Source organism: Ferribacterium limneticum, from assembly GCF_020510565.1.
GTDB lineage: Bacteria > Pseudomonadota > Gammaproteobacteria > Burkholderiales > Rhodocyclaceae > Azonexus > Azonexus limneticus_B.
The window spans coordinates 1,693,527-1,719,755 of the sequence record NZ_CP075189.1; the positions used below are offsets into that span (position 1 = coordinate 1,693,527).

General features: G+C 57.2%; 26 protein-coding genes and 1 tRNA gene. 21 read left to right on the forward strand and 6 right to left on the reverse strand.

From position 1 onward, the window contains the following. Positions 1 to 90: 90 nt before the first annotated feature. From rho to KI610_RS08160, 4 genes are all read right to left on the reverse strand, one after another. Positions 91 to 1,350, reverse strand: a complete 1,260-nt coding sequence (rho, locus tag KI610_RS08145) for a transcription termination factor Rho (protein WP_226498145.1) — start codon at positions 1,348 to 1,350, stop codon at positions 91 to 93. A gap of 161 nt (positions 1,351 to 1,511) precedes the next feature. Then, on the reverse strand, positions 1,512 to 1,838 hold the full coding sequence (gene trxA / locus KI610_RS08150) for a thioredoxin TrxA (protein WP_226498146.1): 327 nt from the start codon (positions 1,836 to 1,838) through the stop codon (positions 1,512 to 1,514). 107 nt (positions 1,839 to 1,945) lie between these two features. Further along, the gene (locus KI610_RS08155) at positions 1,946 to 2,542 is read right to left on the reverse strand and encodes a response regulator transcription factor (protein WP_226498147.1); all 597 of its coding nucleotides are present in this window, start codon (positions 2,540 to 2,542) and stop codon (positions 1,946 to 1,948) included. Further along, positions 2,539 to 4,524 (reverse strand): sensor histidine kinase, encoded by a 1,986-nt coding sequence (locus tag KI610_RS08160; protein ID WP_226498148.1) that lies wholly within the window; start codon positions 4,522 to 4,524, stop codon positions 2,539 to 2,541. Before KI610_RS08160 ends, KI610_RS08155 begins: the two co-directional genes overlap by 4 nt. A 152-nt stretch (positions 4,525 to 4,676) precedes the next feature. Here KI610_RS08160 and KI610_RS08165 point away from each other — a divergent pair, with 152 nt between their 5' ends. The 21 genes from KI610_RS08165 to KI610_RS08265 all read left to right on the forward strand — a co-directional run bounded on the left by KI610_RS08165 (position 4,677) and on the right by KI610_RS08265 (position 25,478). Next, positions 4,677 to 6,026 carry a dicarboxylate/amino acid:cation symporter gene (locus tag KI610_RS08165; protein ID WP_226498149.1) on the forward strand — a complete coding sequence of 450 codons (1,350 nt, stop codon included), beginning with the start codon at positions 4,677 to 4,679 and terminating at the stop codon, positions 6,024 to 6,026. A 162-nt stretch (positions 6,027 to 6,188) separates the two neighbouring features. Next, positions 6,189 to 7,193: a TRAP transporter substrate-binding protein gene (locus KI610_RS08170; protein WP_226498150.1), complete on the forward strand. Its 1,005-nt coding sequence runs from the start codon at positions 6,189 to 6,191 to the stop codon at positions 7,191 to 7,193. A 59-nt stretch (positions 7,194 to 7,252) separates the two neighbouring features. Beyond that, the gene (locus tag KI610_RS08175; RefSeq protein WP_226498530.1) at positions 7,253 to 8,032 is read left to right on the forward strand and encodes a TRAP transporter small permease; all 780 of its coding nucleotides are present in this window, start codon (positions 7,253 to 7,255) and stop codon (positions 8,030 to 8,032) included. Next, a complete protein-coding gene (locus tag KI610_RS08180; RefSeq protein ID WP_226498151.1) occupies positions 8,029 to 9,312 on the forward strand; it encodes a TRAP transporter large permease in 1,284 nt (427 codons plus the stop codon). Before KI610_RS08175 ends, KI610_RS08180 begins: the two co-directional genes overlap by 4 nt. 104 nt (positions 9,313 to 9,416) lie before the next feature. After that, positions 9,417 to 10,103 (forward strand): hypothetical protein, encoded by a 687-nt coding sequence (locus tag KI610_RS08185; protein WP_226498152.1) that lies wholly within the window; start codon positions 9,417 to 9,419, stop codon positions 10,101 to 10,103. Positions 10,104 to 10,175: 72 nt separating this feature from the next. Continuing rightward, positions 10,176 to 10,604, forward strand: coding sequence for a nucleoside-diphosphate kinase (gene ndk, locus KI610_RS08190; protein ID WP_226400694.1), 429 nt, complete (start codon positions 10,176 to 10,178; stop codon positions 10,602 to 10,604). Between the two features lie 10 nt (positions 10,605 to 10,614). Next, positions 10,615 to 11,709 (forward strand): 23S rRNA (adenine(2503)-C(2))-methyltransferase RlmN, encoded by a 1,095-nt coding sequence (gene rlmN / locus KI610_RS08195; RefSeq protein WP_226498153.1) that lies wholly within the window; start codon positions 10,615 to 10,617, stop codon positions 11,707 to 11,709. Beyond that, positions 11,706 to 12,506 (forward strand): type IV pilus biogenesis/stability protein PilW, encoded by an 801-nt coding sequence (gene pilW / locus KI610_RS08200; protein WP_226498154.1) that lies wholly within the window; start codon positions 11,706 to 11,708, stop codon positions 12,504 to 12,506. Before rlmN ends, pilW begins: the two co-directional genes overlap by 4 nt. Next, entirely contained in the window at positions 12,503 to 13,414 is a 912-nt protein-coding gene (locus KI610_RS08205; RefSeq protein ID WP_226498155.1) for a RodZ domain-containing protein, read from the forward strand. The genes pilW and KI610_RS08205 overlap by 4 nt, the downstream gene beginning before the upstream one ends. Positions 13,415 to 13,417: 3 nt before the next feature. Further along, positions 13,418 to 14,647 carry a flavodoxin-dependent (E)-4-hydroxy-3-methylbut-2-enyl-diphosphate synthase gene (gene ispG / locus KI610_RS08210; protein WP_226498156.1) on the forward strand — a complete coding sequence of 410 codons (1,230 nt, stop codon included), beginning with the start codon at positions 13,418 to 13,420 and terminating at the stop codon, positions 14,645 to 14,647. Then, complete coding sequence (hisS, locus tag KI610_RS08215) at positions 14,644 to 15,933, forward strand: histidine--tRNA ligase (RefSeq protein WP_226498157.1); 1,290 nt, start codon at positions 14,644 to 14,646, stop codon at positions 15,931 to 15,933. The genes ispG and hisS overlap by 4 nt, the downstream gene beginning before the upstream one ends. A 5-nt stretch (positions 15,934 to 15,938) precedes the next feature. Continuing rightward, complete coding sequence (locus KI610_RS08220; protein WP_226498158.1) at positions 15,939 to 16,577, forward strand: YfgM family protein; 639 nt, start codon at positions 15,939 to 15,941, stop codon at positions 16,575 to 16,577. Next, on the forward strand, positions 16,577 to 17,737 hold the full coding sequence (gene bamB, locus KI610_RS08225; protein ID WP_226498159.1) for an outer membrane protein assembly factor BamB: 1,161 nt from the start codon (positions 16,577 to 16,579) through the stop codon (positions 17,735 to 17,737). The genes KI610_RS08220 and bamB overlap by 1 nt, the downstream gene beginning before the upstream one ends. Further along, positions 17,734 to 19,065, forward strand: a complete 1,332-nt coding sequence (der, locus tag KI610_RS08230) for a ribosome biogenesis GTPase Der (RefSeq protein WP_226498160.1) — start codon at positions 17,734 to 17,736, stop codon at positions 19,063 to 19,065. Before bamB ends, der begins: the two co-directional genes overlap by 4 nt. Positions 19,066 to 19,141: 76 nt before the next feature. After that, on the forward strand, positions 19,142 to 19,378 hold the full coding sequence (hfq, locus tag KI610_RS08235) for an RNA chaperone Hfq (RefSeq protein WP_011288708.1): 237 nt from the start codon (positions 19,142 to 19,144) through the stop codon (positions 19,376 to 19,378). A 63-nt stretch (positions 19,379 to 19,441) separates the two neighbouring features. Further along, a complete protein-coding gene (gene hflX / locus KI610_RS08240) occupies positions 19,442 to 20,596 on the forward strand; it encodes a GTPase HflX (RefSeq protein WP_226498161.1) in 1,155 nt (384 codons plus the stop codon). A 37-nt stretch (positions 20,597 to 20,633) separates the two neighbouring features. Continuing rightward, on the forward strand, positions 20,634 to 21,944 hold the full coding sequence (hflK, locus tag KI610_RS08245; RefSeq protein ID WP_226498531.1) for an FtsH protease activity modulator HflK: 1,311 nt from the start codon (positions 20,634 to 20,636) through the stop codon (positions 21,942 to 21,944). Then, positions 21,944 to 22,831: a protease modulator HflC gene (hflC, locus tag KI610_RS08250; protein ID WP_226498162.1), complete on the forward strand. Its 888-nt coding sequence runs from the start codon at positions 21,944 to 21,946 to the stop codon at positions 22,829 to 22,831. Before hflK ends, hflC begins: the two co-directional genes overlap by 1 nt. Further along, entirely contained in the window at positions 22,828 to 23,013 is a 186-nt protein-coding gene (locus KI610_RS08255; RefSeq protein ID WP_226498163.1) for a DUF2065 domain-containing protein, read from the forward strand. Before hflC ends, KI610_RS08255 begins: the two co-directional genes overlap by 4 nt. Beyond that, positions 23,010 to 24,164 carry an ATP phosphoribosyltransferase regulatory subunit gene (locus tag KI610_RS08260; RefSeq protein WP_226498164.1) on the forward strand — a complete coding sequence of 385 codons (1,155 nt, stop codon included), beginning with the start codon at positions 23,010 to 23,012 and terminating at the stop codon, positions 24,162 to 24,164. The genes KI610_RS08255 and KI610_RS08260 overlap by 4 nt, the downstream gene beginning before the upstream one ends. Positions 24,165 to 24,167: 3 nt before the next feature. Then, positions 24,168 to 25,478, forward strand: a complete 1,311-nt coding sequence (locus KI610_RS08265; protein ID WP_226498165.1) for an adenylosuccinate synthase — start codon at positions 24,168 to 24,170, stop codon at positions 25,476 to 25,478. A gap of 51 nt (positions 25,479 to 25,529) precedes the next feature. Here the strand turns inward: KI610_RS08265 and KI610_RS08270 are convergent, their stop codons facing one another. Both KI610_RS08270 and KI610_RS08275 read right to left on the reverse strand, forming a co-directional pair. Beyond that, entirely contained in the window at positions 25,530 to 25,880 is a 351-nt protein-coding gene (locus KI610_RS08270; protein WP_226498166.1) for a hypothetical protein, read from the reverse strand. A gap of 230 nt (positions 25,881 to 26,110) precedes the next feature. Continuing rightward, a tRNA-Leu gene (locus KI610_RS08275) sits at positions 26,111 to 26,195 on the reverse strand. Between the last annotated feature and the right edge of the window lie 34 nt (positions 26,196 to 26,229).

Sequence of the window (26,229 nt, forward strand, 5' to 3'; positions counted from 1 at the left end):
TTTAGTCCTTAAGTCAAGCGACCGGCGGATGTGGCCGATCTGGTAAGCCGGTCATTATCGTTGAATAATCACCGGCTTGCAATATTTATATTAGCCGCGACGCATGGCGTCAAAGAACTCCTGGTTGCCCTTGGTGGACTTGACCTTGTCGAGCAGGAATTCCATCGCTTCGAGATCGTCCATCGGGTAGCAGAGTTTGCGCAGAACCCACATTTTTTGCAGGACGTCCGGCTTGAGCAGAAGTTCTTCGCGACGGGTACCCGAACGATTGACGTTGACCGCCGGGTACATCCGCTTCTCGGCCATGCGACGGTCGAGGTGGATTTCGGAGTTGCCGGTACCCTTGAACTCTTCGTAGATGACTTCGTCCATGCGTGAGCCGGTGTCGATCAGGGCTGTAGCGAGGATGGTCAGCGAACCGCCTTCTTCAATATTGCGCGCCGCACCGAAGAAGCGCTTCGGCTTCTGCAGGGCATTTGCGTCGACGCCGCCGGTCAGCACCTTGCCGGAAGCCGGCTGGACGGTGTTGTAGGCGCGGGCGAGGCGGGTGATCGAATCAAGCAGGATGACGACATCCTTCTTGTGCTCGACCAGGCGCTTGGCTTTCTCGATGACCATTTCGGCAACCGCGACGTGGCGGGTAGCCGGTTCGTCAAAAGTCGAGGCAACGACCTCACCTTTGACGGTGCGGGTCATTTCAGTGACTTCTTCCGGACGCTCGTCGATGAGCAGGACGATCAGGATAACTTCCGGGTGGTTGGCGGTGATGGCGTGGGCAATGTTTTGCAGCATCACCGTCTTGCCGGTCTTTGGCGGAGCGACAAGCAGGCCGCGCTGACCGCAACCGACCGGCGCAATCATGTCGATGACGCGGCTGGTGATATTTTCTTCGGACTTGATGTCGCGCTCGAGCTTGAGGTGACGCGTCGGATGCAGCGGCGTCAGGTTCTCGAACATGATTTTGTGCTTGTTGGCTTCCGGCGGGAAGCCGTTGATCGACTCCAGCTTGGTCAATGCAACGTAGCGTTCGCCTTCCTTCGGCGTGCGGATCTCGCCTTCGACGGTGTCACCGGTGCGCAGGTTGAAGCGGCGAACTTGCGATGGAGAGACGTAAATGTCGTCCGGATTGGCGAGGTAGGAGGTGTCGGAGGAGCGGAGGAATCCGAAGCCGTCCGACAGTACTTCCAGTGTGCCATCACCGTAGATGGTTTCGCCGTTTTTGGCCTTGGCTTTCAGGATGGCGTAGATCAGCTCCATCTTGCGCATGCGGTTGGCGTTTTCGATGGCCAGTTCGGTAGCCATATCCAGCAGTTTGCTGACGTGTAGTGTTTTTAGTTCGGAAAGTTGCATGTAGGAGTGTGTGGCGCCAATCGAATATGGGCCGGGCTGCTGCCCGAGACCGGGGCGCAAGAGCTTGGGAGCTTTTGGGTGGGGAGTGATGTCCGGGCACTTGGCCGGGGGCATCTGCCTGAAAGTGCAGGACGCACCTTCAGGCCGGGAGACTACGGAGATTACAGGTTGCTGTCAATAAAAGCAGCGAGTTGGGACTTGGACAGTGCGCCAACCTTGGTTGCTTCGATGTTGCCGTTCTTGAAAATCATCAAGGTCGGAATGCCGCGGATGCCGTACTTCGCCGGGGTGCCCTGGTTGTCATCGATATTGACCTTGGCAACCTTGAGTTTGCCGGCATATTCGGTGGCCACTTCGTCGAGGATCGGAGCGATCATCTTGCAGGGGCCACACCATTCGGCCCAGTAGTCGACGAGAACGGGCTGCTGCGATTGCAGCACTTCCGCTTCAAATGTGTCGTCGGTTACGTAATGGATGTGCTCGCTCATGGTTGCCTCATGGGATGGGTGAAACGAATCGGTAAGTTTGCGCCGGATTGGCGACGTGAGTGTGGCGTGATGCTAGCGAAAAAAGAAGCGCAGGGGAAGCATCGGCATCAGGGTTTAAGCAGATTGGCTAGTTCGACCGCGGTTTTTACCTGCATTTTGTCGAAAAGATTGGCTCGATGCACCTCGACGGTGCGCATGCTGATGTTCAATTCGTCGGCGATGACCTTGTTGAATTTGCCGAGTAAAACGAGTTCCATGATTTGCCGCTCGCGCGTGGTCAATGTCGAAATTCGTGCTTTTACCGAGTCGACCGTAGCATTGGCCGCACGCTGGCGCGCGTCGAGGGCCATCGCTTCCTCGATGCGCGTGGCCAGATCGTTGTCGTTGAGGGGCTTTTCGAAGAAATCGAAGGCGCCTTTCTTGAGCGTGCTTACTGCCAGCGGGACATCGCCGTGGCCAGTCAGAAAAATTACTGGCAACGCCGATTTTCTTTCGAGCAATTGATCAAAGCAGTCGAGGCCGCTGATGCCGGTCATTCGCATGTCGAGGACGACGCAGCCGCTGGTGGCAGGAGTCCAGGCAGCGAGAAAGCTTTCGGCCGAATCATAGGCGGCATAAGGAATGCCGCGCGAGGTCAGTAGCCAGGCCAGGGCGTCACGGATAGCATCGTCGTCATCGACCAGGTGGGCTTGGGGGGCGCTCATGCGGTCTCCATCGGCAGGGTGAAGATGAATATCGTACCGCTTCCGGTTGGCGACTGCAGATTGTCTTCGACCCACAATCGGCCGCGGTGAAATTCGATGATGGAGCGGCAGATCGACAGGCCGATACCCATGCCCTCGGGCTTGGTCGTAAAAAAGGCGGTAAATAACTTGTCGCGGATTTCTGGAGCGATGCCACTGCCACAGTCGCTGACGCTGACATGCAGTTCGTTTTCGACGATTTCGGTGGCAATTTTTAGTGTGCGATTGGGTTCATCGTTGGCGGACATCGCTTCCATGCCATTCCTGATCAGGTTCAGAAGGACTTGTTCCAGCATCAGTCGGTCAGCCGGGATGGGGGGGAGTTGCGGTATGGAGCATTCAATCCGGACATGTCGCTTGCGCGCCTCGGCTTCGACGAAACCCAGGCAATCTTCAAGGACATCGCCGAGCAGGCAGGGCGCGCGTTTGGGTTCGCTCTTGCGGACGAAGTCGTGGACGCGGCGGATGATCTTGCCAGCGCGCTGGGCTTGCACCCCGATTTTTTCCAGAACCGGCAGAATATCTTGTGGCGTGGCCTTGCCGCTGCCAAGCAAATTCTGGCAACCGGTGTTGTAGCTGGCGATGGCAGCAAGTGGCTGATTCAATTCGTGGGCAAGCGTCGACGCCATTTCGCCCATGGTGACCAGGCGGGAAGTGAATTGCAGTTGTTCCTGTTGCTGGCGTGCCAGTTCTTCGGCTCGTTTTCGTTCAGTGATGTCGAGTACCGAGGCCATCCAGCCGGTATGTCTTCCGCTGCCATCGATGAGCTTGGCCTCGTAGACAAGTGCGTGGAAACGCTCGCCGTTCTTGCGCATGAAGGTGATTTCAAAGCCGTCTGTTGGTGCTTCGCCAGCCAGTACGGTCTGGTGCATGGCATAGGTTTCTTCCAGTTGCTCCGGTGCCCAATAGGGCATCGGCGGCGCCTGGTTGACCAGTTCGCCGGCATTGAATCCGGTCATTCTGCAGAAGGCCGGATTAACGTAGATGACGCGTCCGAGCAGGTCTCGAGCGCGCATGCCGACGGTCAGCGAGTCTTCCATGGCGGCCCGGAAGGCATGTTCTTCCCGAAGCGCATCTTCGGCAAGAGAACGTTTTTTCATCAGGTCGCGAACCAGCCACAGGCTCCAGAAGACCCCGGCAGCGAGCAAGATGATGGCGGCAACCAGCAGGCGTTGTAGTGAGTTATCCGGGGCGTTGTAGTTTGTTACCCGCAGCAACAGTCCGGATCCGGGGGGGTCGAAGGGGATTTCGTAGCTCTGGCTGCGGTTGCCGGAAATATGAGTTTTTGTGGCGAATTGGAGATCGTTGTCGTCGACAATCTCGACTTTGTATTTCTCGGTAAACCACCATGGAACCTGGTTGGCGAGGAGTGTATCCAGTGGATACAAGAGGACGAGCATGCCTGTTATGCGACGCTCATTGAAGACCGGAACGAGCAGTTCGACGAAGGCGCGGTTGCCTTCAAGAAAGAAGGGCTCGGTGTATTGCCGTTTGCCCAGCCGGCTGGCTAATTCGAAAGCCTTGGCTGCCACGGAGGGACCGAATGATTCGATCTCGCTATCCGGCGGCGTTGTGGTCGGCAAGGCGTCAAGCACCTGCCGGCCGGTATCCAGCCAGAGCACTTGGGCAATATCCGGCGAGTTTTTCAAAATGTGCTCGGCGCGTAGCCGGAACAGCTTCTGGCGATTCGCCGAATTGGCCATGTCCAGCGCCAGTTGCTGCATCTGTTCTTCGTTGCCATCAAGGTGAAAGCGCAGATTCTGTTCCAGCCAGAGCACGTCCTTGATCAAGGCCGAGCGCTCTTCCTCTGCTTCGTTGCGGTGCAGCAGCCAGATCAGGGTGAGTACGGCAACGAGCAGCAGCACGATGCCCAGCTTGGGCAAGGCAAGCAGCCAGCGTAGCCGGCGCGAACTGCCAGACGTATTCGGAAGCGTGTGATTCATTTGCAAAATGGTACACCACGTTTTTTCGGGCTGGTTGATTGTGGTTTTCCACAACACGGATATCCACAATGGTCGCGCGATGGCGGCTTGGAGATACTGCCGCCCGTTTTCCGGACTTTTCCGGAACCCGCCATCAGAGGAGCGCAAATTCCATGGCCAGAAGAACGATATTCAAGAGTCTCTATTTTCAGGTGATCGTCGCCATCATCATTGGCGTTGCCCTCGGTCATTTCTATCCCGAAACCGGCGCGGCGATGAAGCCGCTCGGCGATGGCTTTATCAAGCTGATCAAGATGATCATCGCCCCGATCATCTTCTGCACCATCGTTGTCGGCATCGCCGGTATGGAAGACATGAAAAAGGTCGGCAAGACCGGTGGCCTGGCCGTACTTTATTTCGAGGTGGTGAGCAGCGTTGCGCTGATCATCGGCCTCATCGTTGTCAATCTCTGGGCGCCTGGTGTCGGAATGAACGTTGACGTTGCGACGCTCGATACCAAGGGCATCGCCAAGTATGCCGAGCCGGGCAAGATGCAGTCCACAGTTGATTTTCTGCTCAACATCATCCCGACCAGTGTCGTCGATGCCTTTGCCAAGGGCGACATGCTGCAGGTGTTGTTTTTCTCGATTCTCTTCGGTTACGCCATGCATGCCTTTGGCGAGCGCGGCAAGCCGGTCTTCGAGCTGATTGAAAAGTTGTCGCATGTGCTGTTCGGTATCGTTGGCGTGATCATGAAAGTCGCCCCGATCGGCGCCTTTGGTGCGATGGCTTACACCATCGGCAAGCATGGCCTCGGTAGCTTGACGCAGCTGGCCAGTCTGATGGGTGCTTTCTACCTGACCTGCGTGATTTTCATTTTGGGTGTGCTGGGCAGCATTGCTGCGGTCCACGGCTTTTCCATCATTAAATTGATCAAGTACATCAAGGAAGAGCTGTTCCTGGTGCTTGGTACCTCGTCTTCGGAATCGGCGCTGCCGCGTCTGATGGCCAAGATGGAAAACGCCGGCGCCCAGAAATCGGTGGTTGGTCTGGTCGTGCCGACGGGGTATTCGTTCAATCTTGATGGCACCTCGATCTACCTGACCATGGCCGCCGTGTTCATCGCCCAAGCCACCAATACGCCGATGGATCTCGGTCAGCAGATCACCTTGCTGCTCATTTTGTTGCTGACCTCCAAGGGCGCAGCCGGCGTCACCGGCAGCGGCTTCATCGTGCTGGCGGCGACATTGTCAGCCGTCGGTACGGTGCCGGTGGCCGGTCTGGCGCTGATTCTCGGTATTGATCGTTTCATGTCGGAGGCCCGTGCGCTGACCAACTTCATTGGCAATAGCGTCGCTACGCTGGTGGTCGCCAAATGGTGCAATGCGCTCGATGTCCCGCGGATGAATGCTGTTCTCAACAACGAAACAACAGATGAGGCAGAAAACCCGGAGCTGGTTCTCGATGATGCGCCGGACGTGTTCATTCCCCACGTGCCGCGGCCGATCGTCGAGCATCACTGATCGCGATTGGCGTTTCCAAACAAACCGCCGGCTGGTCCGGCGGTTTTTTTATGGGCAACCGGTATGTGGAAAACCACAATACGCAGCGGTTATATCTTTCGTAATAATTTCACTCAGCCGAAATTTTTAAATTTCGCTATTCCATATCCGGAGGAGAAAACAATGAAAGTATCCAAGCTGTTGGTTGCCCTGTTTGCCGGCGCGCTGTCGCTGGCCGCCTATGCCCAAGCCCCCATCGTCATCAAATTCAGCCACGTGGTGGCGGCCGACACGCCGAAAGGCAAGGCGGCCGAAATGTTCGCCAAGAAGGCCGGCGAACTGACCAAGGGCAAGGTCAAGGTCGAGGTCTATGCCAATTCGACCTTGTACAAGGACAAGGAAGAAATGGAAGCGCTGCAACTGGGCGCCGTTCAGATGCTGGCACCCTCACTGGCCAAATTTGGCCCGCTTGGTGTCAAGGAGTTCGAAGTATTCGACCTGCCGTTCATCTTCAGTGACTACGATGGCTTGCGCAAGGTAACCAACGGCGCAGTCGGCAAGCAGTTGCTGGCCAAGCTCGAGCCCAAGGGTATCCGTGGTCTGGGCTACTGGGACAATGGGTTCAAGTCGTTCTCGCTGAATTCTCCGATCAAGTCGCCAGCTGACCTCAAGGGCAAAAAGCTGCGTATCCAGTCGTCGAAGGTGCTTGAAGAAGAAATTCGCGCACTGGGTGGTTTGCCCCAGGTGATGGCTTTCTCCGAGGTGTATCAGGCACTGCAGACTGGCGTGGTCGATGGTACCGAAAATCCGATTTCCAATCTCTACACCCAGAAGATGCATGAAGTGCAAAAGCATCTGACCCTGACCGACCACGGTTACCTGGGTTATGCGGTCATTGTTAACAAGAAGTTCTGGGATGGTCTGCCGGCTGACGTTCGGGCTCAATTGACGGATGCCATGGAGCAGGCAACCCGTTACGCCAACCAGATCGCCAAGGTTGAAAACGACAGCGCGCTGGAGGCTGTGAAGAAGAGTGGCAAGACGACGGTCTATGTGCCGACCAAGGAAGAGCGTCTGGCTTTCAAGAAGGCGCTGGTCCCGGTTCATCAGAAGATGGAAGGCCGCGTTGGCAAGGAAGTCATCCAGGCGGTCTACAAAGACACCGGGTTCAAGCCGGATAGCCTCTAACAGCAGCAACACGAACGCGGGGGCTGCGGCCCCCGCGTCACAACGGGGAACTAGTCATGATCAACAAGGCGTTGAATCATCTTGAAGAGTTGCTGGTCACTTTCCTGATGGGAGCGGCCACACTCATTATTTTCGTCTCCGTCATGCATCGCTATCTGGCCGGTCAGGATATTCCTGGCCTGCAGGACTGGTTGCTGACGCTTGATTTCGGCTGGGCTCAAGAGCTCTGCATCATCATGTTCGTCTGGATGGCCAAGTTCGGCGCGGCCTACGGGGTGCGTACCGGCATCCACGTCGGGGTCGATGTGCTGATCAACCGTCTCGACGACAGCGCTCGGGGCAAGGCCATTGTTTTCGGCTTGCTGGCCGGAGCCTTGTTTACTGGCATCGTGGCGACGCTGGGCGGTCATTTCGTTTGGGAAAACGGGGCGCACTACGCCATCTTCCAGTTCCTCGGTATCGATACCGGCGACAACTATGAAGGTCCGACGACGCCCGATCTCGAATGGCCAACCTGGATTGTCTACAGTGCCATTCCGCTCGGTTCGTCGCTGATGTGCTTCCGTTTCCTGCAAGTTTGTCTGTCGTTCATTCGTACCGGCGAACTGCCGCACCATGACCATGGCCACGTCGATGGTCTGGAAGATGAGACGCCACCAGTCGATGTCAATCTCTATGGCATGGACGACAACCTCCACATGCACGACCTCAAGCACCCGATGATTGGTGAGCGCCGCACGGGTGAAGATCGTCGGCAGGGTGAGGCGAACGCACCGGAAAACGAGCGTCGCACCGCTGAACGCCGCACCAACGACGACAACAAAGGAGGCCAGCAATGAACGCCCTGGTAATTTTCGGCCTGCTGGCCGTGCTCATGCTGACCGGCATGCCGATCTCGATTTCGCTCGGCCTGACGGTACTGACCTTCCTGTTCACGATGACCGAGGTGCCGCTTGAGTCGGTCGCGCTCAAACTATTTACCGGTATTGAGAAGTTCGAAATCATGGCGATTCCGTTCTTCATCCTCGCTGGCAACTTCCTGACTCACGGCGGGGTGGCGAAACGGATGATCAACTTCGCCACGTCAATGGTGGGTCATTGGTATGGCGGTCTCGGTCTGGCTGGCGTGCTGGCCTGCGCACTGTTTGCTGCCGTTTCGGGCTCCAGTCCGGCGACGGTCGTGGCGATCGGTTCCATCCTGCTGCCGGCGATGGTCAAGGCGGGCTTCCCGAACAAGTTCGGGGCTGGCGTGATTGCGACTTCCGGGGCGCTTGGTATCCTGATTCCGCCGTCCATCGTCATGGTGATGTACTCGGTGGCGACCAATACTTCGGTCGGTGCCTTGTTCATGGCCGGGGTGATTCCCGGGTTGGCCTTGGCTGGCGTGCTGGGTGGCGTCACTTGGTATCGCGCCAAGAAGTTTGATTATCCGCGTCAGCCGAAGGCAACCTGGGGCGAGCGCTGGAAAGCCTTCCGTGCTTCGGTCTGGGGCTTGCTGCTGATCGTCGTCGTGATGGGCGGTATCTACACCGGTATCTTCACGCCGACCGAAGCGGCGGCGATGTCTGCGGTCTACGCATTTATTTGTGCCGTTTTCATCTACAGGGATCTGGGCTTGAAGGATGTGCCGAAGGTGTTGCTCAATTCGGCCAACATGTCGGCGATGCTGCTCTACATCATCACCAACGCCGTGTTGTTCTCGTTCATCATGACCAACGAGAACATCCCGCAAGCGCTGGCTGACTGGATGCTGGGTAACGGGCTGGGCATCATTACCTTCCTGCTCGCGGTTAACGTGATTCTGCTGCTGGCCGGTAATTTCATGGAGCCGTCTTCGATTGTCCTGATCTTCGCGCCGATTCTATTCCCGGTGGCGATTGCGCTCGGCATCCATCCGGTGCATTTCGGTATCCTGATGGTGGTGAATATGGAGGTTGGCATGTGCCATCCGCCGGTCGGCTTGAATCTCTATGTCGCGTCGGGGATAACCAAGATGGGTATTACCGAGTTGACCGTAGCTGTCTGGCCGTGGCTGCTCTCCATGCTCTGCTTCCTGATGGTTGTTACTTACTGGCCGGACCTCTCGCTGTGGTTGCCGCGGACGATGGGTATGATTTAAGGCTGCCCCTCCCGCAATCGACAAGCCCCGACCCTGTTCGGGGCTTGTTTTTTTGTGGGGTGGGTGTGGCACAATCCTGTCCCCGGAAAGTCCGTTAGGAAATCATGAAATTCGCACTCTCGATGATCGCGCTGATCGCCATTGCTTTGATAGTTCCCTTTTTGGTTCCGGGGCTGGGGAAGCAGGAAGGCGTCGATCCCAATGCCAACCTGCCCTGGCAAATCGAAGTCGATGCTCAGGGGGGCAGTTCGGTCTTCGGTCTGCGGCCGGGTGTCAGTACTGTGGGCGAGGTGCGCCAGAAGTTCGGTAGCGAGATGGATGTGGCAATCATCGCCGAGCCGAACGAAATGGGAACGCTGGAAGGTTATTACTCGCAAGTGGCGCTCGGTTTTGTGCTGGCCAAGGTGATTGTCACGGTCGACGCGAAAAATGAGCTAATTTTGGAAATGCGTGAGCGTGCCCTGAAGGCCAAGCACATGGAAAGCACGACGCGCAAAATCACATTGAACCCGGATGACCTGGCTGCGATTGAAAAAATGCCAGTGAAGGCGATCAGTGTCATTCCGTCGGTCAATCTTGATGAAGCGACGGTGATCCAGCGCTTCGGGCAGCCGGGCGAACGTCTGGCCGTGTCGGAGAAACGGGTCCATCTGCTTTACCCGGAAAAAGGACTTGATGTGGTGGTCGACGGCGATGGCAAGGAGCTGTTGCAATACGTCGCGCCACGCAACTTCGCCGAGTTGCGCGAGCCGCTGAACAAGCCGGAAGGCGAGAAATCGCCAGCACAGTGATTCGGGCGTTCGTGTTCTGAATCTGCTAAAATTGCCCGTTTTTCAACTGACTAGCTTTTGCGGAGCAATTAAATGGCTATCGAACTCGCCCTCTCCATTATCAAACCTGACGCTGTTGCCAAGAACGTTATCGGCAAGATTTACTCCCGTTTCGAAACCAACGGTCTGAAGATCGTTGCCTCCAAGATGGTCTGGTTGTCCGAACAGGAAGCCGGCCAGTTCTACGCCGTGCACAAGGCCCGTCCTTTCTTCAAGGATTTGGTTTCTTTCATGACCTCCGGTCCGGTCATGGTTCAAGTGCTCGAAGGCGAAAACGCCATCGCCAAGAACCGCGAACTGATGGGCGCCACCAACCCGAAGGAAGCCGCCGCCGGTACCATCCGCGCCGACTTCGCTGAATCGATCGACGCCAACGCCGTGCACGGCTCTGATGCCCCGGAAACCGCCGCCGTGGAAGTTGCTTTCTTCTTCCCGGGTCTGAACGTCTACGCTGGTCGCTAATCAAAACCGAATGACCGTCAATCTGCTGGATTTCGATGGCGAAAGCCTGACTGCCTGGTTTGCCGAACAGGGCGAAAAGCCCTTTCGCGCCAAGCAGGTCTTGCGCTGGATCCATCGTTCCGGCGTGGCGGACTTCGATGCCATGACCGACATCGCCAAGAGCCTTCGCGAGAAGCTCAAGGCGAAGGCGGTCGTGGCGCCGCCGGCCATCGTCTCCGACAAGCTGTCGGATGATGGCACGCGCAAGTTCCTGATTGATGTCGGCAACGGCAATGCCGTCGAAACGGTGTTCATTCCCGAAGACGACCGCGGTACGCTGTGCATTTCGACGCAAGCTGGCTGCGCCCTCGACTGCGCCTTCTGCTCGACCGGCAAGCAAGGCTTCAACCGCAACCTGACGGTGGCGGAAATCATCGGCCAGCTCTGGCAGGCCAATCACGCACTCGGTGCGGTCCATGGCGACGAACGCGTCATTTCCAACGTCGTCCTGATGGGCATGGGCGAACCGCTCGCCAATTTTGAAAATTCTGTTGCCGCCTTGAAGCTGATGCTAGACGACAACGCCTACGGTCTGTCACGCCGCCGTGTCACCGTCTCCACCTCGGGCCTCGTGCCGGTCATGGACCGTCTCGGCAACGAATGCCCGGTGGCGCTGGCCGTCTCGCTGCACGCCCCGAACGACAAGCTGCGCGACCAGATCGTGCCGATCAACCAGAAATATCCATTGAGAGAACTGATGGCGGCCTGCCAGCGTTATCTGGACAAGGCGCCACGCGACTTCATTACCTTCGAGTACATCATGCTCGACAGCATCAATGACAGTGACGCCCACGCCCGCGAATTGCTGGCGTTGGTCAAGTCGGTCCATTGCAAGTTCAACCTGATTCCCTTCAACCCCTTCCCAGGCTCGCCGTTCAAGCGTTCACCGGCCGAGCGGGTGCGCCGCTTTGCCGATATCCTGATGCAGGCCGGTATTGTGACAACGACGCGCAAGACGCGCGGTGACGACATCGATGCCGCCTGTGGCCAGTTGGCCGGGCAAGTGCTGGATAAAACCAAGCGTACCGCCGGACGAGTGATTCCCTTAGTGGAGGCAAGATCGTGAAATTCTTTTCGCTGAAAAGCCGGGTTGCCGGTGTTTTTCTGGGCGCGCTCTGCGTTTTGCCTGTTCAAGCCCAATACGACTTTAATCCCTCGGCAACCGGTCAGTCGACGGTTCCGAGCGATCCCCGGAATCGGGCGAAGATTCATACCGAACTGGCGTCAATGTATTTTCAGGCCGGAAATCCGGGGGTCGCGCTTGATGAGCTGCGCATCGCGCTGAGTGCGGACGCCGGTTATTTTCAGGCTTATAGCGTGCGTGGGCTGGTCCGCCTCTCGTTGAAAGAGTACGACAAGGCGGAAGACGATTTTCGGCAGGCGCTGAACCTTGCGCCGAACGATCCCGAGGTCAATAACAACTACGGCTGGTACCTCTGCGAAACGGGCAAGGAACGTCAGTCCATCGCCTATTTTCTCAATGCGTTAAAGAGCCCGTTATACGAGACACCGGACAAGGCCTACACCAATGCCGGCGCTTGTGCTTTCAAGGCGGGGGATTTCGATGGCGCGCAGGATTACCTGCTCAAGGCCTTGCAGCTTTCGCGCGATGGGGCCGTGCCGGCACGCCTGCAACTGGCCAAAATTTTTTACAAGCGCGGAAATTTTGAAGAGTCACGTATCTATCTGGCCGAAGCGCTGAAAATGATGGAGCCGCCAACGGCTGATGCCCTTTGGCTTGGTCTGCGTCTCGAACGCAAGCAGGGTAACCGTGCAGGTGAAGCTGGCTATGCCTCGCAACTGCGCGGGCGTTATCCGACATCGCAGGAGTATCAGGAATTCCTGAAAGGCAATTTTGAATGAGTGAGCAGGTGAATATTCAGGACGTCGTCGCCGAGGAGGTTGTTGTGATGTCCGGGCCGCCAGTCGGCGAGCAGTTACGTTTGGCGCGCGAGGCGCGCGGGTTGGAAGTGGCGGATATCGCCCAGACGCTCAAGCTCGGGCCGCGGCAGGTTGAAGCGCTTGAGGGCGGCGACTGGAAAGGTCTGCCGGGCAATACCTTCATTCGTGGTTTTGTCCGCAATTATGCCCGCCTGATCCAGATTGATCCGGTGCCTCTGATGGCGCAACTGGACGATGTACTGGAAAAGCCGGTCAATAGCCTGGGTGTTTCGGAGATGACGCCCGCTACGATGCCGCATTCCGGCAGCGCCGGGTCCCAGCGCAGCAAGCTGTTCGTGCTGATCGGGGCTGGATCGGTCGTCTTGGCAGCATTGGCGTATTTCCTGATGCCCGGCGATCTTTCGTCCCTGCGCGAAAGCACGCAGTCTTTGCTCGACTCACTGGCCCGCAAGGAGCCGGAAGTATCGACAGCTGCGCCAGTTGCCACTGCTGTCGAGCCGGTTTTTCCGCCTGGGGCGACGCCACAGCAGGTCATGAACCCGCAAGTGCTTGCGCCCGCCGAGGTGCAAACGCCCTCATCTGCGTCTCCGGCCAACCCGGAATTGCGGGAGTCTGGCGTAGCGCCGGCCAATGCGCCGCAGATGCGTTTCCTGTTCGAGAAAGACTCCTGGCTTGAAGTTCGGGATCGCGACAACAAGGTCGTATTTTCCCAGAAGCTGACGGCAGGTACAGAACAGGCACTATCCGGGCAGGGACCACTTTCCATTACTATCGGCTACGCGCCGGGTGTCCGTGTGTTCTGGCATGGACAGGCGGTTGATCTGGCTCCGCATATGCGTGGCGATGTGGCCCGTCTGGTTCTGGAGTAAGCCGTGAGCGCAGTTGCCAAACGCTTGACCCGGTCCTGTTTCGTCGGGCATGTGAAACTGGGGGGCGATGCCCCGACGGTCATCCAGTCGATGACCAACACCGATACCGCCGACTATCTGGCCACCGCTTTGCAAACCGCCGAACTGGCACGGGCTGGTTCCGAACTGGTGCGCATCACGGTGAACTCGCCCGAAGCCGCTGCCGCCGTGCCGAAAATCCGCGAGCACCTTGACCGGATGAACTGCAACGTGCCGCTGATCGGTGATTTTCATTACAACGGTCATCGCCTGCTGACCGAGCATCCGGCCTGTGCCGAGGCGCTGGCCAAGTATCGGATCAATCCGGGCAACGTCGGTTTCGGCAAAAAGAAGGACGAGCAGTTCGCCCAGATGGTTGAATTGGCCTGCAAGTACGACAAGCCGGTGCGCATTGGCGTCAATTGGGGCAGCCTCGATCAGGAACTGCTGGCTCGAATAATGGACGAAAATTCCGGTCGACCGCAGCCTTTGGATGCGACCGAGATCATGCGCCATGCAATGGTGACATCGGCTCTCGAATCTGCTGCCAAGGCCGAAGAGGTTGGCTTGGCTGGTGAAAAAATCATTCTGTCCTGCAAGGTCTCCAGTGTTCAGGACCTGATCGCCATTTATCGCGAGCTTTCGAAGCGTGCCGACTATGCGCTGCACCTTGGTCTGACCGAAGCGGGCATGGGTTCGAAGGGAATCGTCGCATCGACCGCAGCGTTGTCCGTTTTGTTGCAGGAAGGCATCGGCGACACCATTCGTATTTCGCTGACGCCGGAACCCGGTGGTTCGCGCACGCAGGAAGTCATCGTTGGCCAAGAGATCCTGCAAACCATGGGTCTGCGCGCCTTTACGCCGATGGTCGCGGCTTGTCCCGGTTGCGGCCGGACGACCAGCACCCTGTTTCAGGAACTGGCCGGTGAGGTGCAGGATTTTGTCCGCGCCAAAATGCCAGAATGGAAGCTACGTTACGACGGCGCAGAGAACATGACACTGGCCGTGATGGGCTGCATCGTCAATGGCCCTGGCGAATCGAAGCACGCCAATATCGGCATTTCGCTGCCGGGGACCGGTGAGGCACCATCGGCACCAGTCTACGAGGATGGCCAGAAGACCGTCACCCTCAAGGGCGACAACATTGCCAACGAATTCAAGCAAATCATCGAGCGCTATGTCGAGCGCACCTACACCAAGAAACTGAAGTCATGAGTCAAACCTTGCAAGCCGTCCGCGGGATGAACGATATCCTGCCCGACGAAGCCGCATTCTGGGAACTGTTCGAGGACACCATCCGGTCGTGGCTGAAGGGCTACGGCTATCGCCCGATCCGCATGCCCATCGTCGAGCCGACGCCGCTTTTCAAGCGCGCCATCGGCGAAGTGACCGATATCGTCGAGAAGGAAATGTATTCCTTCATCGATGGTCTCAACGGCGAAGCGCTGACCCTGCGCCCGGAAGGCACGGCCGGTTGCGTGCGCGCCGTCATAGAACACAATCTGGCCGCTCGGCAGACTCAGCGCCTTTACTACATTGGCCAGATGTTCCGCCACGAGCGCCCGCAAAAGGGCCGCTATCGCCAGTTTCATCAGGTCGGGGTCGAATCCTTCGGTATGCTCGGCCCGGATATCGATGCCGAAATGATCCTGATGGGCGCTCGTCTGTGGAACGACCTCGGGCTGGATGGCATCGAGCTGCAGCTCAACAGCCTTGGTCAATCGGAGGAGCGCGCCCAGCATCGCGCCGCCTTGATTACCTACTTTGAGGAAAACGCGGATTTGCTTGACGAAGATGCCAAGCGTCGCCTGCATACCAACCCGCTGCGGATTCTCGATACCAAGAATCGGGCCATGCAGGACCTGTGCGCCGCTGCGCCGAAGCTTATCGACTACCTCGGTGCCGAATCGCTGGCCCATTTCGAAGGCGTGCAGCGTGTCTTGCGTGATGCCGGCATCCCCTTCAAGATCAATCCTCGCCTGGTCCGTGGTCTCGATTATTACAACCTTACCGTTTTCGAATGGGTGACCGACAAACTGGGCGCCCAGGGTACGGTCTGCGCCGGTGGCCGTTACGATGGCTTGGTTGAGCAACTCGGCGGCAAGCCGACGCCAGCCTGCGGTTTTGCCATGGGTGTCGAACGCCTGATCGCCCTGATCAGGGACTCCGGAGGCGAGCCGGCAGCGCCGACGCCGGATGTTTACCTCGTACATCAGGGCGAAGAAGCAGCTCGCCTTGCCTTTCGTGTCGCTGAAGGTTTGCGCGACCAAGGGATCGACGTGCTACAACACTGCGGTGGTGGCAGCTTCAAATCGCAGATGAAAAAAGCCGATGGCAGCGGTGCAGCCTTCGCGGTGATTATTGGCGATGACGAAGCGTCGACCGGAGAAGCTCAGTTGAAGTCGCTGCGTCAGCCCGGCACTGAACAACGTAAACTGAAAGTCGATGAGTTGGCAGAAGCCATCATCGACCAAATTATTGATTCGGATGAAGAGGAATAAGCAGCATGGCGCATTACGACCTCGAAGAACAGGAACAAATAGATACCCTGAAGACCTGGTGGAAGATGTATGGCAACCTCGTGACGAGCGTGGTTGTTGCTGCTTCGCTGGGGGTTATCGGTTGGCAAGGCTGGAACTGGTACCAGCGCGGGCAATCGGCGCAAGCAGCAGCTATCTATGGCGTACTGGAGCAGGCGACGGCCATCGGCGACGCCCAGAAAGTCAAAGCAGCGGCTGGCGAGCTGGCCGAGAAATTTGGCAGCACCAGCTATGCCTCTCTGGGGGCGCTGTTGGCTGGCAAGCAGTCATTTGAAGCGGGCGACCTGAAAACCGCGAAGAGCCAGTTTGGCTGGGTGGCCGAAAATGGCAAGGACGAGATCAGGGATCTGGCCCGTCTGCGGCTGGCCGCTGTTCAAATTGACGAACAGGCCTACGACGATGCGCTCAAGCAGCTTGAAGCCGCTCATGCCCCGGCATTTGATGCACGCTTTCAGGAGTTGAAGGGTGATGTGCTTTCGGCTCAAGGCAAGAAGGCTGAAGCGCGGACGGCCTACAAGGCTGCACTGGAAAAAATGACTGGCAAGCAGGGTTCCGGTCGTGAATTGCTGCAACAGAAACTCGATAACCTGGGTGAGGCCGTCTGATGTCACGACAACTTGCTGCCCTGTTTGCCGCTGCCGGCCTCTTCCTTGGCGGCTGTGCGACTGTGTCGGATACGATCGATTCGATCAATCCGTTTGCCACCGCCGGGCCGAAAATGGCTCCGCTAGGGCCGCTGACCGCAACAGCGGAAGTCCGTACGGCGTGGGCTGTCAGTGTTGGCAAGGCCGGTGACTATACGTTCACGCCAGCCGTGGTCGGTAGCGTTGCTTATGTGGCGAGCCGGAGCGGTACGGTTTCGAAGCTGGAAGACGGCAAGCTTGTCTGGAAAGTCGAAGCCGGCCAACCCCTGTCGGCTGGCGTCGGCGCAAATAGCCGCTTGCTGGTCGTTGGTACGTCAAAAGGTGATGTACTGGCCTTCTCTGCTGACGATGGCAAAGCGCTTTGGCAGGCCAAGGTTTCGAGCGAGGTGCTCGCCGCCCCCGTCATCGGTGATGATGGCGTGGCGGTGAAGAGTGGTGACAACCGCATTCATCTGCTTGACGCCGGCGATGGTGGGCGCAAATGGGTCTATCAACGGTCGACGCCTTCATTGTCTGTGCGCAGTGCGGGTTCGCCGGTGTTTGCTGACCGCTATATCTTTGTTGGGTACCCCGGCGGCAAGCTCGTCGCTCTGGCGGTACAAAACGGTGCTCCGGTCTGGGAAGGTGCTGTTGCCTTGCCCAAGGGGGCGACCGAACTTGATCGGGTGGCTGATATCGTTGCGCCACCGGTTGTCGATGGTCGTTTGATCTGCGCTGTCGCCTTCCAGGGGCGTGTGGCCTGTTTCGACATGGGGCAGGGCGGGGCAATGGTCTGGTCGCGTGACCTGTCTTCGGTGGCTGGCCTGGCCATGGACAGCCGCTACCTATTCGTCGCCGATGACAAGGGCGTCGTCTATGCGCTCGACCGTCAGTCCGGGAGCAGCCTGTGGAAACAGGATAAACTCAAAAATCGTCGCCTCTCTGCGCCTGTCGTGCAGCGTGGGCTGGTCGCCGTGGCTGATGCTGAGGGCATTGTTCACTTCCTTTCCCGTGACGATGGCAGCTTTGCCGCGCGCCAGAAAACCGATGGCACGCCGGTTCGCGCGCCACTTCAGATGCTCGGTAACGCCGTTCTGGTTCAGACCACGGGCGGCAGCGTGAGCGCAATCGAGGCTCAATGAAACCTACGCTCGTTCTGGTTGGCCGACCCAATGTCGGCAAATCCACGTTGTTCAATCGCCTGACCAAATCGCGCGACGCTATCGTCGCCGATTTGCCAGGGCTGACTCGCGACCGTCACTACGGCCACGGAAAACTGGGCAAGAAGCCCCATCTGGTGGTTGATACGGGCGGTTTTGAGCCGCTGGTCAAGGAAGGCATCCTGCACGAAATGGCTCGCCAGACGGAACAGGCGATTGCCGAAGCCGATGCCATCATCTTCGTTGTTGATGGTCGTGCCGGCCTGACGCCGCACGACAAGGAAATCGCCAACAAACTGCGCCGCGTCGACTGTCCGGTCATTGTTGCGGTCAACAAGGCTGAAGGCATGAATTCCGGCATGGTCGAGGCGGAGTTCCACGAACTCGGCCTCGGTGAGCCCAATGCCATCTCGTCGGCCCATGGTGAAGGGGTGCGTGGTCTGGTTGAACTGGCGCTCGAGAGCTTCCCTGAACCTGAAGATGACGAATGGCATTCTGACGCCATTCGCGTTGCCATCGTTGGTCGCCCCAATGTTGGCAAGTCGACCCTGATCAATACCTTGCTCGGTGAAGAGCGGGTCATCGCCTTCGATGCGCCGGGAACGACACGCGACTCGATTGAAATCGATTTCGAGCGAGGCGGCCGAAAATACGTGCTGATCGATACGGCAGGGATGCGCAAGCGCGGCAAGGTTTTTGAATCGATCGAGAAATTCTCGGTGGTCAAGACGCTGCAGGCCATCGAAGACGCCAATGTTGTCATCCTGATGGTCGACGCCCAGGCTGATGTGTCCGACCAGGATGCCCATATTGCCGACTTTATCGTCCAATCCGGTAAGGCGCTGGTGGTTGCAGTGAATAAATGGGATGGTCTCGATTCCTACGTTCGTGAACAGACTCGCCTGATCCTGCAACGCAAGCTGCAATTCCTCAGTTTTGCCAAGTTCCATTTCATTTCGGCACGCGACAATATCGGTCTGGAGTCGCTCTTCCGCTCAGTTGACTCAGCCTATGCCGCAGCGATGGCCAAAATGACCACCCCGCGCCTGACTCGTGTGCTGATTGATGCGGTCGCCAAGCAGGCGCCGGCCAAGCACGGGCTATTCCGGCCCAAGCCGCGCTATGCCCACCAGGGGGGCTCGAATCCACCGATCATCGTCATCCATGGCAACGCAGTCGACAAGATCACGGACAGCTATCGACGTTTCCTCGAACACACTTTCCGTGAAGCCTTCAAATTGCAGGGAACGCCGTTGCGCATCCAGTGCGTAAGCGCAAAAAATCCGTTTGCCGACAAAGACAAGAAATAATCTACAAAATCTTTGGCAGCACTTTATAAATTTGGGTACATTAGGACCCTCATAACAATTACATGGAGTCCACACCATGAGTAACAAAGGGCAACTTTTACAAGACCCCTTCCTCAACGCTCTTCGTCGTGAGCATGTTCCCGTCTCAATTTACCTGGTGAATGGGATCAAACTGCAGGGCCAGGTAGAATCGTTCGATCAGTACGTTGTACTGCTCAAGAACACGGTTACGCAGATGGTCTACAAACATGCCATCTCAACGGTTGTTCCGGCGCGTCCGGTCAACCTCCAACAGGAACAGGCTGCGGAATAATCCAATCCTGTCCAGCAACCCACCTTCATGGTGGGTTCGCGCTTTTTCTTCCTGGAATTGCCCATGATTGAACGACCTGCCGCCGGAGAACGTGCGGTGATCGTTCAGCTCAATTTTGGCCGGTCCGATCTCGAGGATCAACTGGAAGAGGTCCGCTTGCTGGCTGCGTCGGCTGGTGGTGTGGTCGTTTCTGAAGTTTTTGGCAAGCGCCAGAGTCCCGATCCCAAGACATTTGCCGGTAGAGGCAAGGTTGACGAAATCGGTGCGATGGTTGCGGCTGGTGGGGCGGATCTGGTGATTTTTAATCACGAGCTTTCTCCCGCTCAGGAGCGCAATCTCGAAAGGGAGCTTAAGTGCCGAGTGATCGACCGAACCAGTCTGATACTCGATATTTTTGCTTTGCGTGCTACCAGTGCGGAGGGCAAGCTGCAGGTCGAGTTGGCTCAACTTGAGCACTTGTCGACACGCTTGGTGCGTGGCTGGACTCACCTCGAACGGCAGCGCGGCGGTATTGGTATGCGTGGCCCGGGCGAAAAACAACTGGAAACGGACCGCCGCTTGCTTGGCAACCGTGTCAAGTTATTGAAGGAAAAGCTTGGACGGCTCTCAAGGCAGCGTGGCGTACAGCGTAAAGCACGGATGCGTGGTGATGTCCTGAATGTTTCGCTGGTGGGCTACACCAACGCCGGAAAGTCGACTCTATTCAATGCACTGACACATGCCGGTGTTTACGCAGCCGACCAGTTATTTGCTACGCTGGATACGACTTCGCGCAAACTATGGATCGAAGGGGCTGGCAACATTGTTATTTCCGATACCGTCGGCTTTATTCGTGACCTGCCTCATTCTTTGGTTGATGCTTTTCATGCAACGCTGGAAGTGGCAACGCATGCGGATTTGTTGTTACACGTGGTGGATAGTGCGAGTCACGCTCGCGACGAGCAGATTGACGAAGTCAATAAGGTGCTCAGGGAAATTGGCGCTGACGGTGTCAGGCAATTGATTGCCTGGAACAAGATAGACCTGACCGAAGCCATGCCGGGCATCGAGCGGGGCGAGTATGATAATATCGCGCGCGTTCGAGTTAGTGCGCGTACTGGAGAAGGCATGGATTTGCTGCGTGAGTCCCTGGCCGAATATGCCCGAGCAAAGGCTGAAGCCCGTCAGAAGGCGATTGCTGAAGCTGAATATGAAGCACAACACGATTACATTTACTGAATTCCCGACACCCATGATTCCGACCCTAGGTATTTTTATGTCGCTCAATGACCCACAATGGGGCAACCGTGGTGGCAGTGATGGTGATAAATCCAACGGCAGCGGCCCTCGCCGACCCAATGATGGCCCGCCTGATCTGGAAGAGCTCTGGCGCGACTTCAATCGCAAACTTACCGGTATGTTCGGTAAAAAAGGCGGTGGTGGTGGCAACGGCGGTGGTGACGGTCCCCGTATGCCGAATATCGATTTCAATCCGAAATTCATTGGCGGCGGTGTCGGTTTGCTTGTCGGATTGGTGGCTATCGTCTGGCTGGCATCTGGCTTCTACATTGTCGATGCTTCGCAGCGTGGCCTCGTACTCCAGTTCGGCAGTTTCAAGGAAGCGACTGATCCTGGTCTGCGCTGGCGCCTGCCGTATCCGATCCAGTCGCACGAATTGGTCAATCTGACTGGTGTGCGGACCATCGAAATCGGCTACCGCGGTAGCGAGCGTAACAAGGTGCTCAAGGAAGCGCTGATGCTCACTGATGACGAGAACATCGTGAATATCCAGTTTGCCGTCCAGTACATTCTGAAAGACCCTGTTGAATATCTGTTCAATAACCGCTCGACTGATGAAGCGGTTATGGGGGCTGCGGAAACGGCAGTTCGCGAAATTGTCGGCAAGAGCAAAATGGACTATGTGCTCTACGAAGGTCGCGAGCAGATTGCAACCCAGGCAGCGAAGCTGATGCAGGACATCCTTGACCGCTACCAAAGTGGCATCATGATTTCCAAGGTGACCATGCAGAATGCGCAGCCACCTGAGCAGGTTCAGGCTGCTTTTGATGATGCCGTGAAGGCAGGGCAGGATCGCGAGCGCCAAAAGAATGAAGGCCAGGCATACGCCAACGACGTGATTCCGAAGGCCAAGGGCACGGCAGCACGACTGCTTGAAGAGGCCAACGGTTACAAGCAGCGCGTCATTTCCTCGGCCGAGGGTGATGCGTCGCGCTTCAAGCAGGTGCTGACCGAGTATGCCAAGGCACCAGAAGTGACGCGTCAACGCTTGTATCTGGAAACAATGCAGCAGATCTATGCCAATACCAGCAAAGTGATGGTCGATACCAAGGGGCAGGGCAATCTTCTCTATCTGCCGCTTGACAAGCTGATGCAGGCGGCCAGCGCGACGACGGCTGCGCAGGCCGCACCCGAGGCTTCCGTGGCGCCATCGACGGCCAGACCGACTGCGCCATTGTCTAACGATGCGCCGCCACAGCTTGAAGGTGCGCCGAAGGTCGGTGGTGGTTCGTATTCTTCAAGTTCGCGCGATGGTTCGCTGCGTTCGCGTGATCGGGAGGGACGTTAATGAGTCCGCGTATCAATTTGTTGGGTGCTATTCTCGCCACAGTGCTGGTGGTTATGGCCATGTCGATTTTTACCGTCGATCAGCGCCAGTACGCCGTGGTTTTCCAGTTGGGTGAGGTCAAGCGGGCGATCAGCGAGCCGGGGCTCTATTTCAAGATTCCCATGGTCCAGAACGTCCGTTATTTCGAGAAGCGCATCATCACGCTCGATAATGCCGAGCCTGAGCGTTTCATTACCTCCGAAAAGAAGAACGTCCTGGTCGATTCATACATCAAGTGGCGCATTGTCGATCCCCAGCTTTATTACATCTCGGTGGGCGGCGACGAGTCGCGCGCCAAGACCCGTCTGAATCAGACGGTCAACGCCGGTTTGCGCGAGGAGTTCGGCAAGCGCACAGTGCATGACGTGGTTTCTGGTGAACGCGACAAGATCATGAACCAGATGCGCGAAAAAGCAGACACCGATGCACGCAAGATTGGTGTGCAGATTGTTGACGTTCGGGTAAAGCGGGTGGAACTGCCGACTGAGGTCAGCGAAGCTGTTTATCGCCGAATGGAAGCAGAGCGCAAACGAGTAGCCAATGAATTACGTTCGGAAGGCTCGGCCGAAGCTGAAAAGATTCGCGCCGATGCCGATCGTCAGCGTGAAATCATTGTTGCCGAAGCCTATCGCGATGCCCAGAAGATAAAGGGTGAGGGCGATGCCAAGGCAACCAATACCTACGCTCAGGCATTTGGTCAGAACCCCGAGTTCTATGCTTTTTATCGCAGTCTCGAGGCGTATCGCGGCAGCTTCAAGAACAAGAGCGATTTGCTGGTTATCGAACCCAGTTCCGACTTCTTCAAATACATGAAGAGTGGCGGACGTGGGGCTGACAAAGGCAAATGACCTCGACTCTGCTGATGGCCTTCGCGCTGATGTTGGTGCTCGAAGGCCTCATGCCTTTTATTGCCCCGGCGGCCTGGCGTGAAACCTTCCGCCGCCTTGTTCAATTTTCGGATGGGCAAATTCGCTTCGTCGGCCTGACATCGATGCTGATTGGCCTGATCCTACTGATTGTTTTGTCATGAATTGGCTGTTACCTGAATACCTTGCCGATGCTTTGCCTGCAGAAGCGGCTCGCATCGAGAATCTGCGCCGAACCGTTCTTGATCATTTTCGCAGCCGTGGCTACGAACTGGTCATGCCGCCGATGCTGGAATATCTGGAATCGCTGCTGACTGGTGCCGGTCAGGATTTGAAACTGCGTACCTTCAAGCTGGTGGATCAACTATCTGGTCGGACCATGGGCGTTCGCGCCGACATGACGCCGCAGGCTGCGCGTATCGATGCTCACTTGCTCAACCACCAAGGCGTTACCCGGTTGTGCTATTGCGGTAGCGTGTTGCATACGTTGCCAGCAACGATTTCAGCTGGTCGTGAGCCGCTTCAGATTGGTGCTGAACTCTACGGTTACGCGGGGATCGAGGCTGACCTTGATGTCATTCGCCTGATGGCCGGTGCTCTCGAGCGGATAAAACTTCCAGTCAGCCGTATTGATCTCGGTCACGTTGGTATTTTCCAGGCGCTTGCTGAGGCAGCCGGGTTGCCCCAGGAAGCAGAGGATGCCGTCCTTAGTCTTCTACAGGCTAAAGACGTACCTGGTTTGGAAGAGGCCTGTGCCGATGTTCCGTCACCCTATCGCGAAGCACTGCTGCGCCTGCCGCTACTGTACGGCGGTGCCGAGGTTCTGGATCGGGCAGATGTAGAGTTGCCAGCATTGCCAACGATTTCTGCTGCTCTGAACGGTTTGCGTCATCTACTTGCCGCTGCGCCTGAGTTGCCTTTTTCGATCGACCTTTCCGACCTGCGCGGCTACCACTATCACAATGGTGTGGTCTTCGCCGCCTACTGTCCGGGCTACCCGGCGGCGATCGCTATGGGCGGCCGCTACGATGGCGCCGGAAAGGCTTTTGGTCGGGCTCGTCCGGCCACCGGCTTTTCGATGGATTTGCGCGAAGTGGCGCGCTTGGCCCCTGCTGGCAAGCTGTCCGGTGCAATTCTGGCGCCGCACGCCGGGCACGATGTACGTCTCACTGCCCATATCGCCGCGCTACGCGAACAGGGCGAAGTTGTTGTCCAGTTGCTGCCAGGCGAAACCGCCTGCGAAGGTCCGGTCTGTGACCGAAAGCTGGCGCTGGTTGGCGAACACTGGATTATTGAAGCAATACAAGAGGACTAAAAAATGGCAAAGAATGTCATCGTGGTGGGTACGCAGTGGGGCGATGAGGGTAAGGGCAAGATCGTCGACTGGCTGACCGATCACGCCAAGGGCGTCGTTCGTTTTCAGGGCGGTCACAATGCCGGCCACACGCTGGTCGTCGGCGAACAAGTTTACAAGCTGAATCTGGTGCCTTCGGGCATTGTCCGCGATGGTGTCGAATGCTATATCGGCAATGGTGTTGTGCTTGACACTCATCATCTGCTGTCGGAAATCGCCGAACTGGAAAAGGGCGGCATTGACGTTCGTTCGCGCCTGAAGATTAGTCCGGGATGTCCGCTGATTCTGCCCTACCACTCAGCTATCGACCAGGCTCGCGAAGGCGCCAAGTCGGATGACAAGAAGATTGGCACGACCGGCAAGGGTATTGGCCCGACCTATGAGGACAAGGTTTCCCGCCGTGGTCTGCGCGTCTATGACCTGTTCCATCCGGAACGTTTTGCCGAGAAACTGAAGGAAGTGCTGGAATATCACAACTTCGTACTGACCCAGTATTTCAAGGCACCTGCCGTTGATTTTCAGATGGTTTACGATCAGGCAATGGCTGATGCCGAGCAGATTCGGCCAATGGTGACTGACGTTTCTGCAGCGCTTTACGCCGCCAACAAAGCCGGTTCTAACCTGCTGTTCGAAGGTGCGCAGGGTACCTTGCTCGACATCGACCATGGTACCTACCCGTTTGTTACCTCGTCGAACTGCGTTGCCGGCCAGGCTGCAGCGGGTTCGGGCATTGGCCCGGGCATGCTGCATTACGTGCTGGGCATTACCAAGGCCTACTGTACTCGCGTCGGTGGTGGTCCCTTCCCTAGTGAACTGGATATCGAGACCGAAGGCGTACCGGGTTATCAGATGTCGCAGGTTGGTCGTGAGTTTGGCACTGTTACTGGCCGCAAGCGTCGTTGTGGCTGGTTCGATGCCGCAGCCCTGCGTCGTTCCGGCCGTATCAACGGTCTGACCGGGCTGTGCATCACGAAACTGGATGTGCTTGATGGGCTCAAGGAACTGAGCATCTGCACCGGCTACAAGCTGGATGGCAAGGTCATTGACCTGCTGCCTATTGGTGCCGATGAGGTGGCCCGTTGCGAGCCGATCTACGAAACGATGCCGGGCTGGAGTGCGACTACGTTCGGCGTCAAGCGCTGGGAAGACCTGCCGGCCGAAGCGCGCGCCTATCTCAATCGCCTGGAAGTGTTGTGCGAAGTGCCAATCGCCATCGTGTCGACTGGTCCGGAGCGCGATGAAACCATCCTCAAGCAGCACCCATTCAATAACTGAGCGAAAGCCGGATTGCTATGTTCAACGGGCCTTTTCGGCCCGTTTTCATTTTTATTGCGCTGGTACAGCCTGCCATCCTTCCGGACAGGCGTTGGTGTACGGATAGTACTGGCCGGACGAACCGCAGTAGTACCAAGTGCCGTAGTCGGCTCTTGGCATCGGGCGGGGCGGGGCGCTATAGACCGGAGCCGGGCCGTAGCTGTTTTGGGATGCCACGGCTGCGCCAATGGCCAGTCCGGTGATAGCCAGCACGGCAGCCGGCCCAACCCAGCCATGGCCACCTCGGTGGCCATGGTGTCCATGACCGTGGCCGCCATGGCGATGTCCCCATTCGGCTTGGGCCGATGTGGTGGCGGTCATGGCTAGAGTGGCAGCGATAAAAAGGGCGGTAATTTTTTTCATGGTTTCGACTCGTATTTGTCGTTTGGACAAGTCGAATAACGCGGGATGTGGCTGGCCGATGACCCGTGCTGTGTACCCAAGTGTTACCAATCGTTACTGCAGTGCAGCGAAGCATCTGCTATGAGACAATGCAATTGCGATTGGCAATCGGCCGTGTTGGCCGCTTATCAAAGCCCGGCGGCAGAAATGAAAAAAGGCCTTGTTTTAACAAGGCCTTCTATCAAAATCGCTGGTGCCCAGGAAGGGACTCGAACCCCCACGGAGTTACCCGCTAGTACCTGAAACTAGTGCGTCTACCAATTCCGCCACCTGGGCACAGGTGCGAAGAGCCGCCATTATAGAGAAAGAA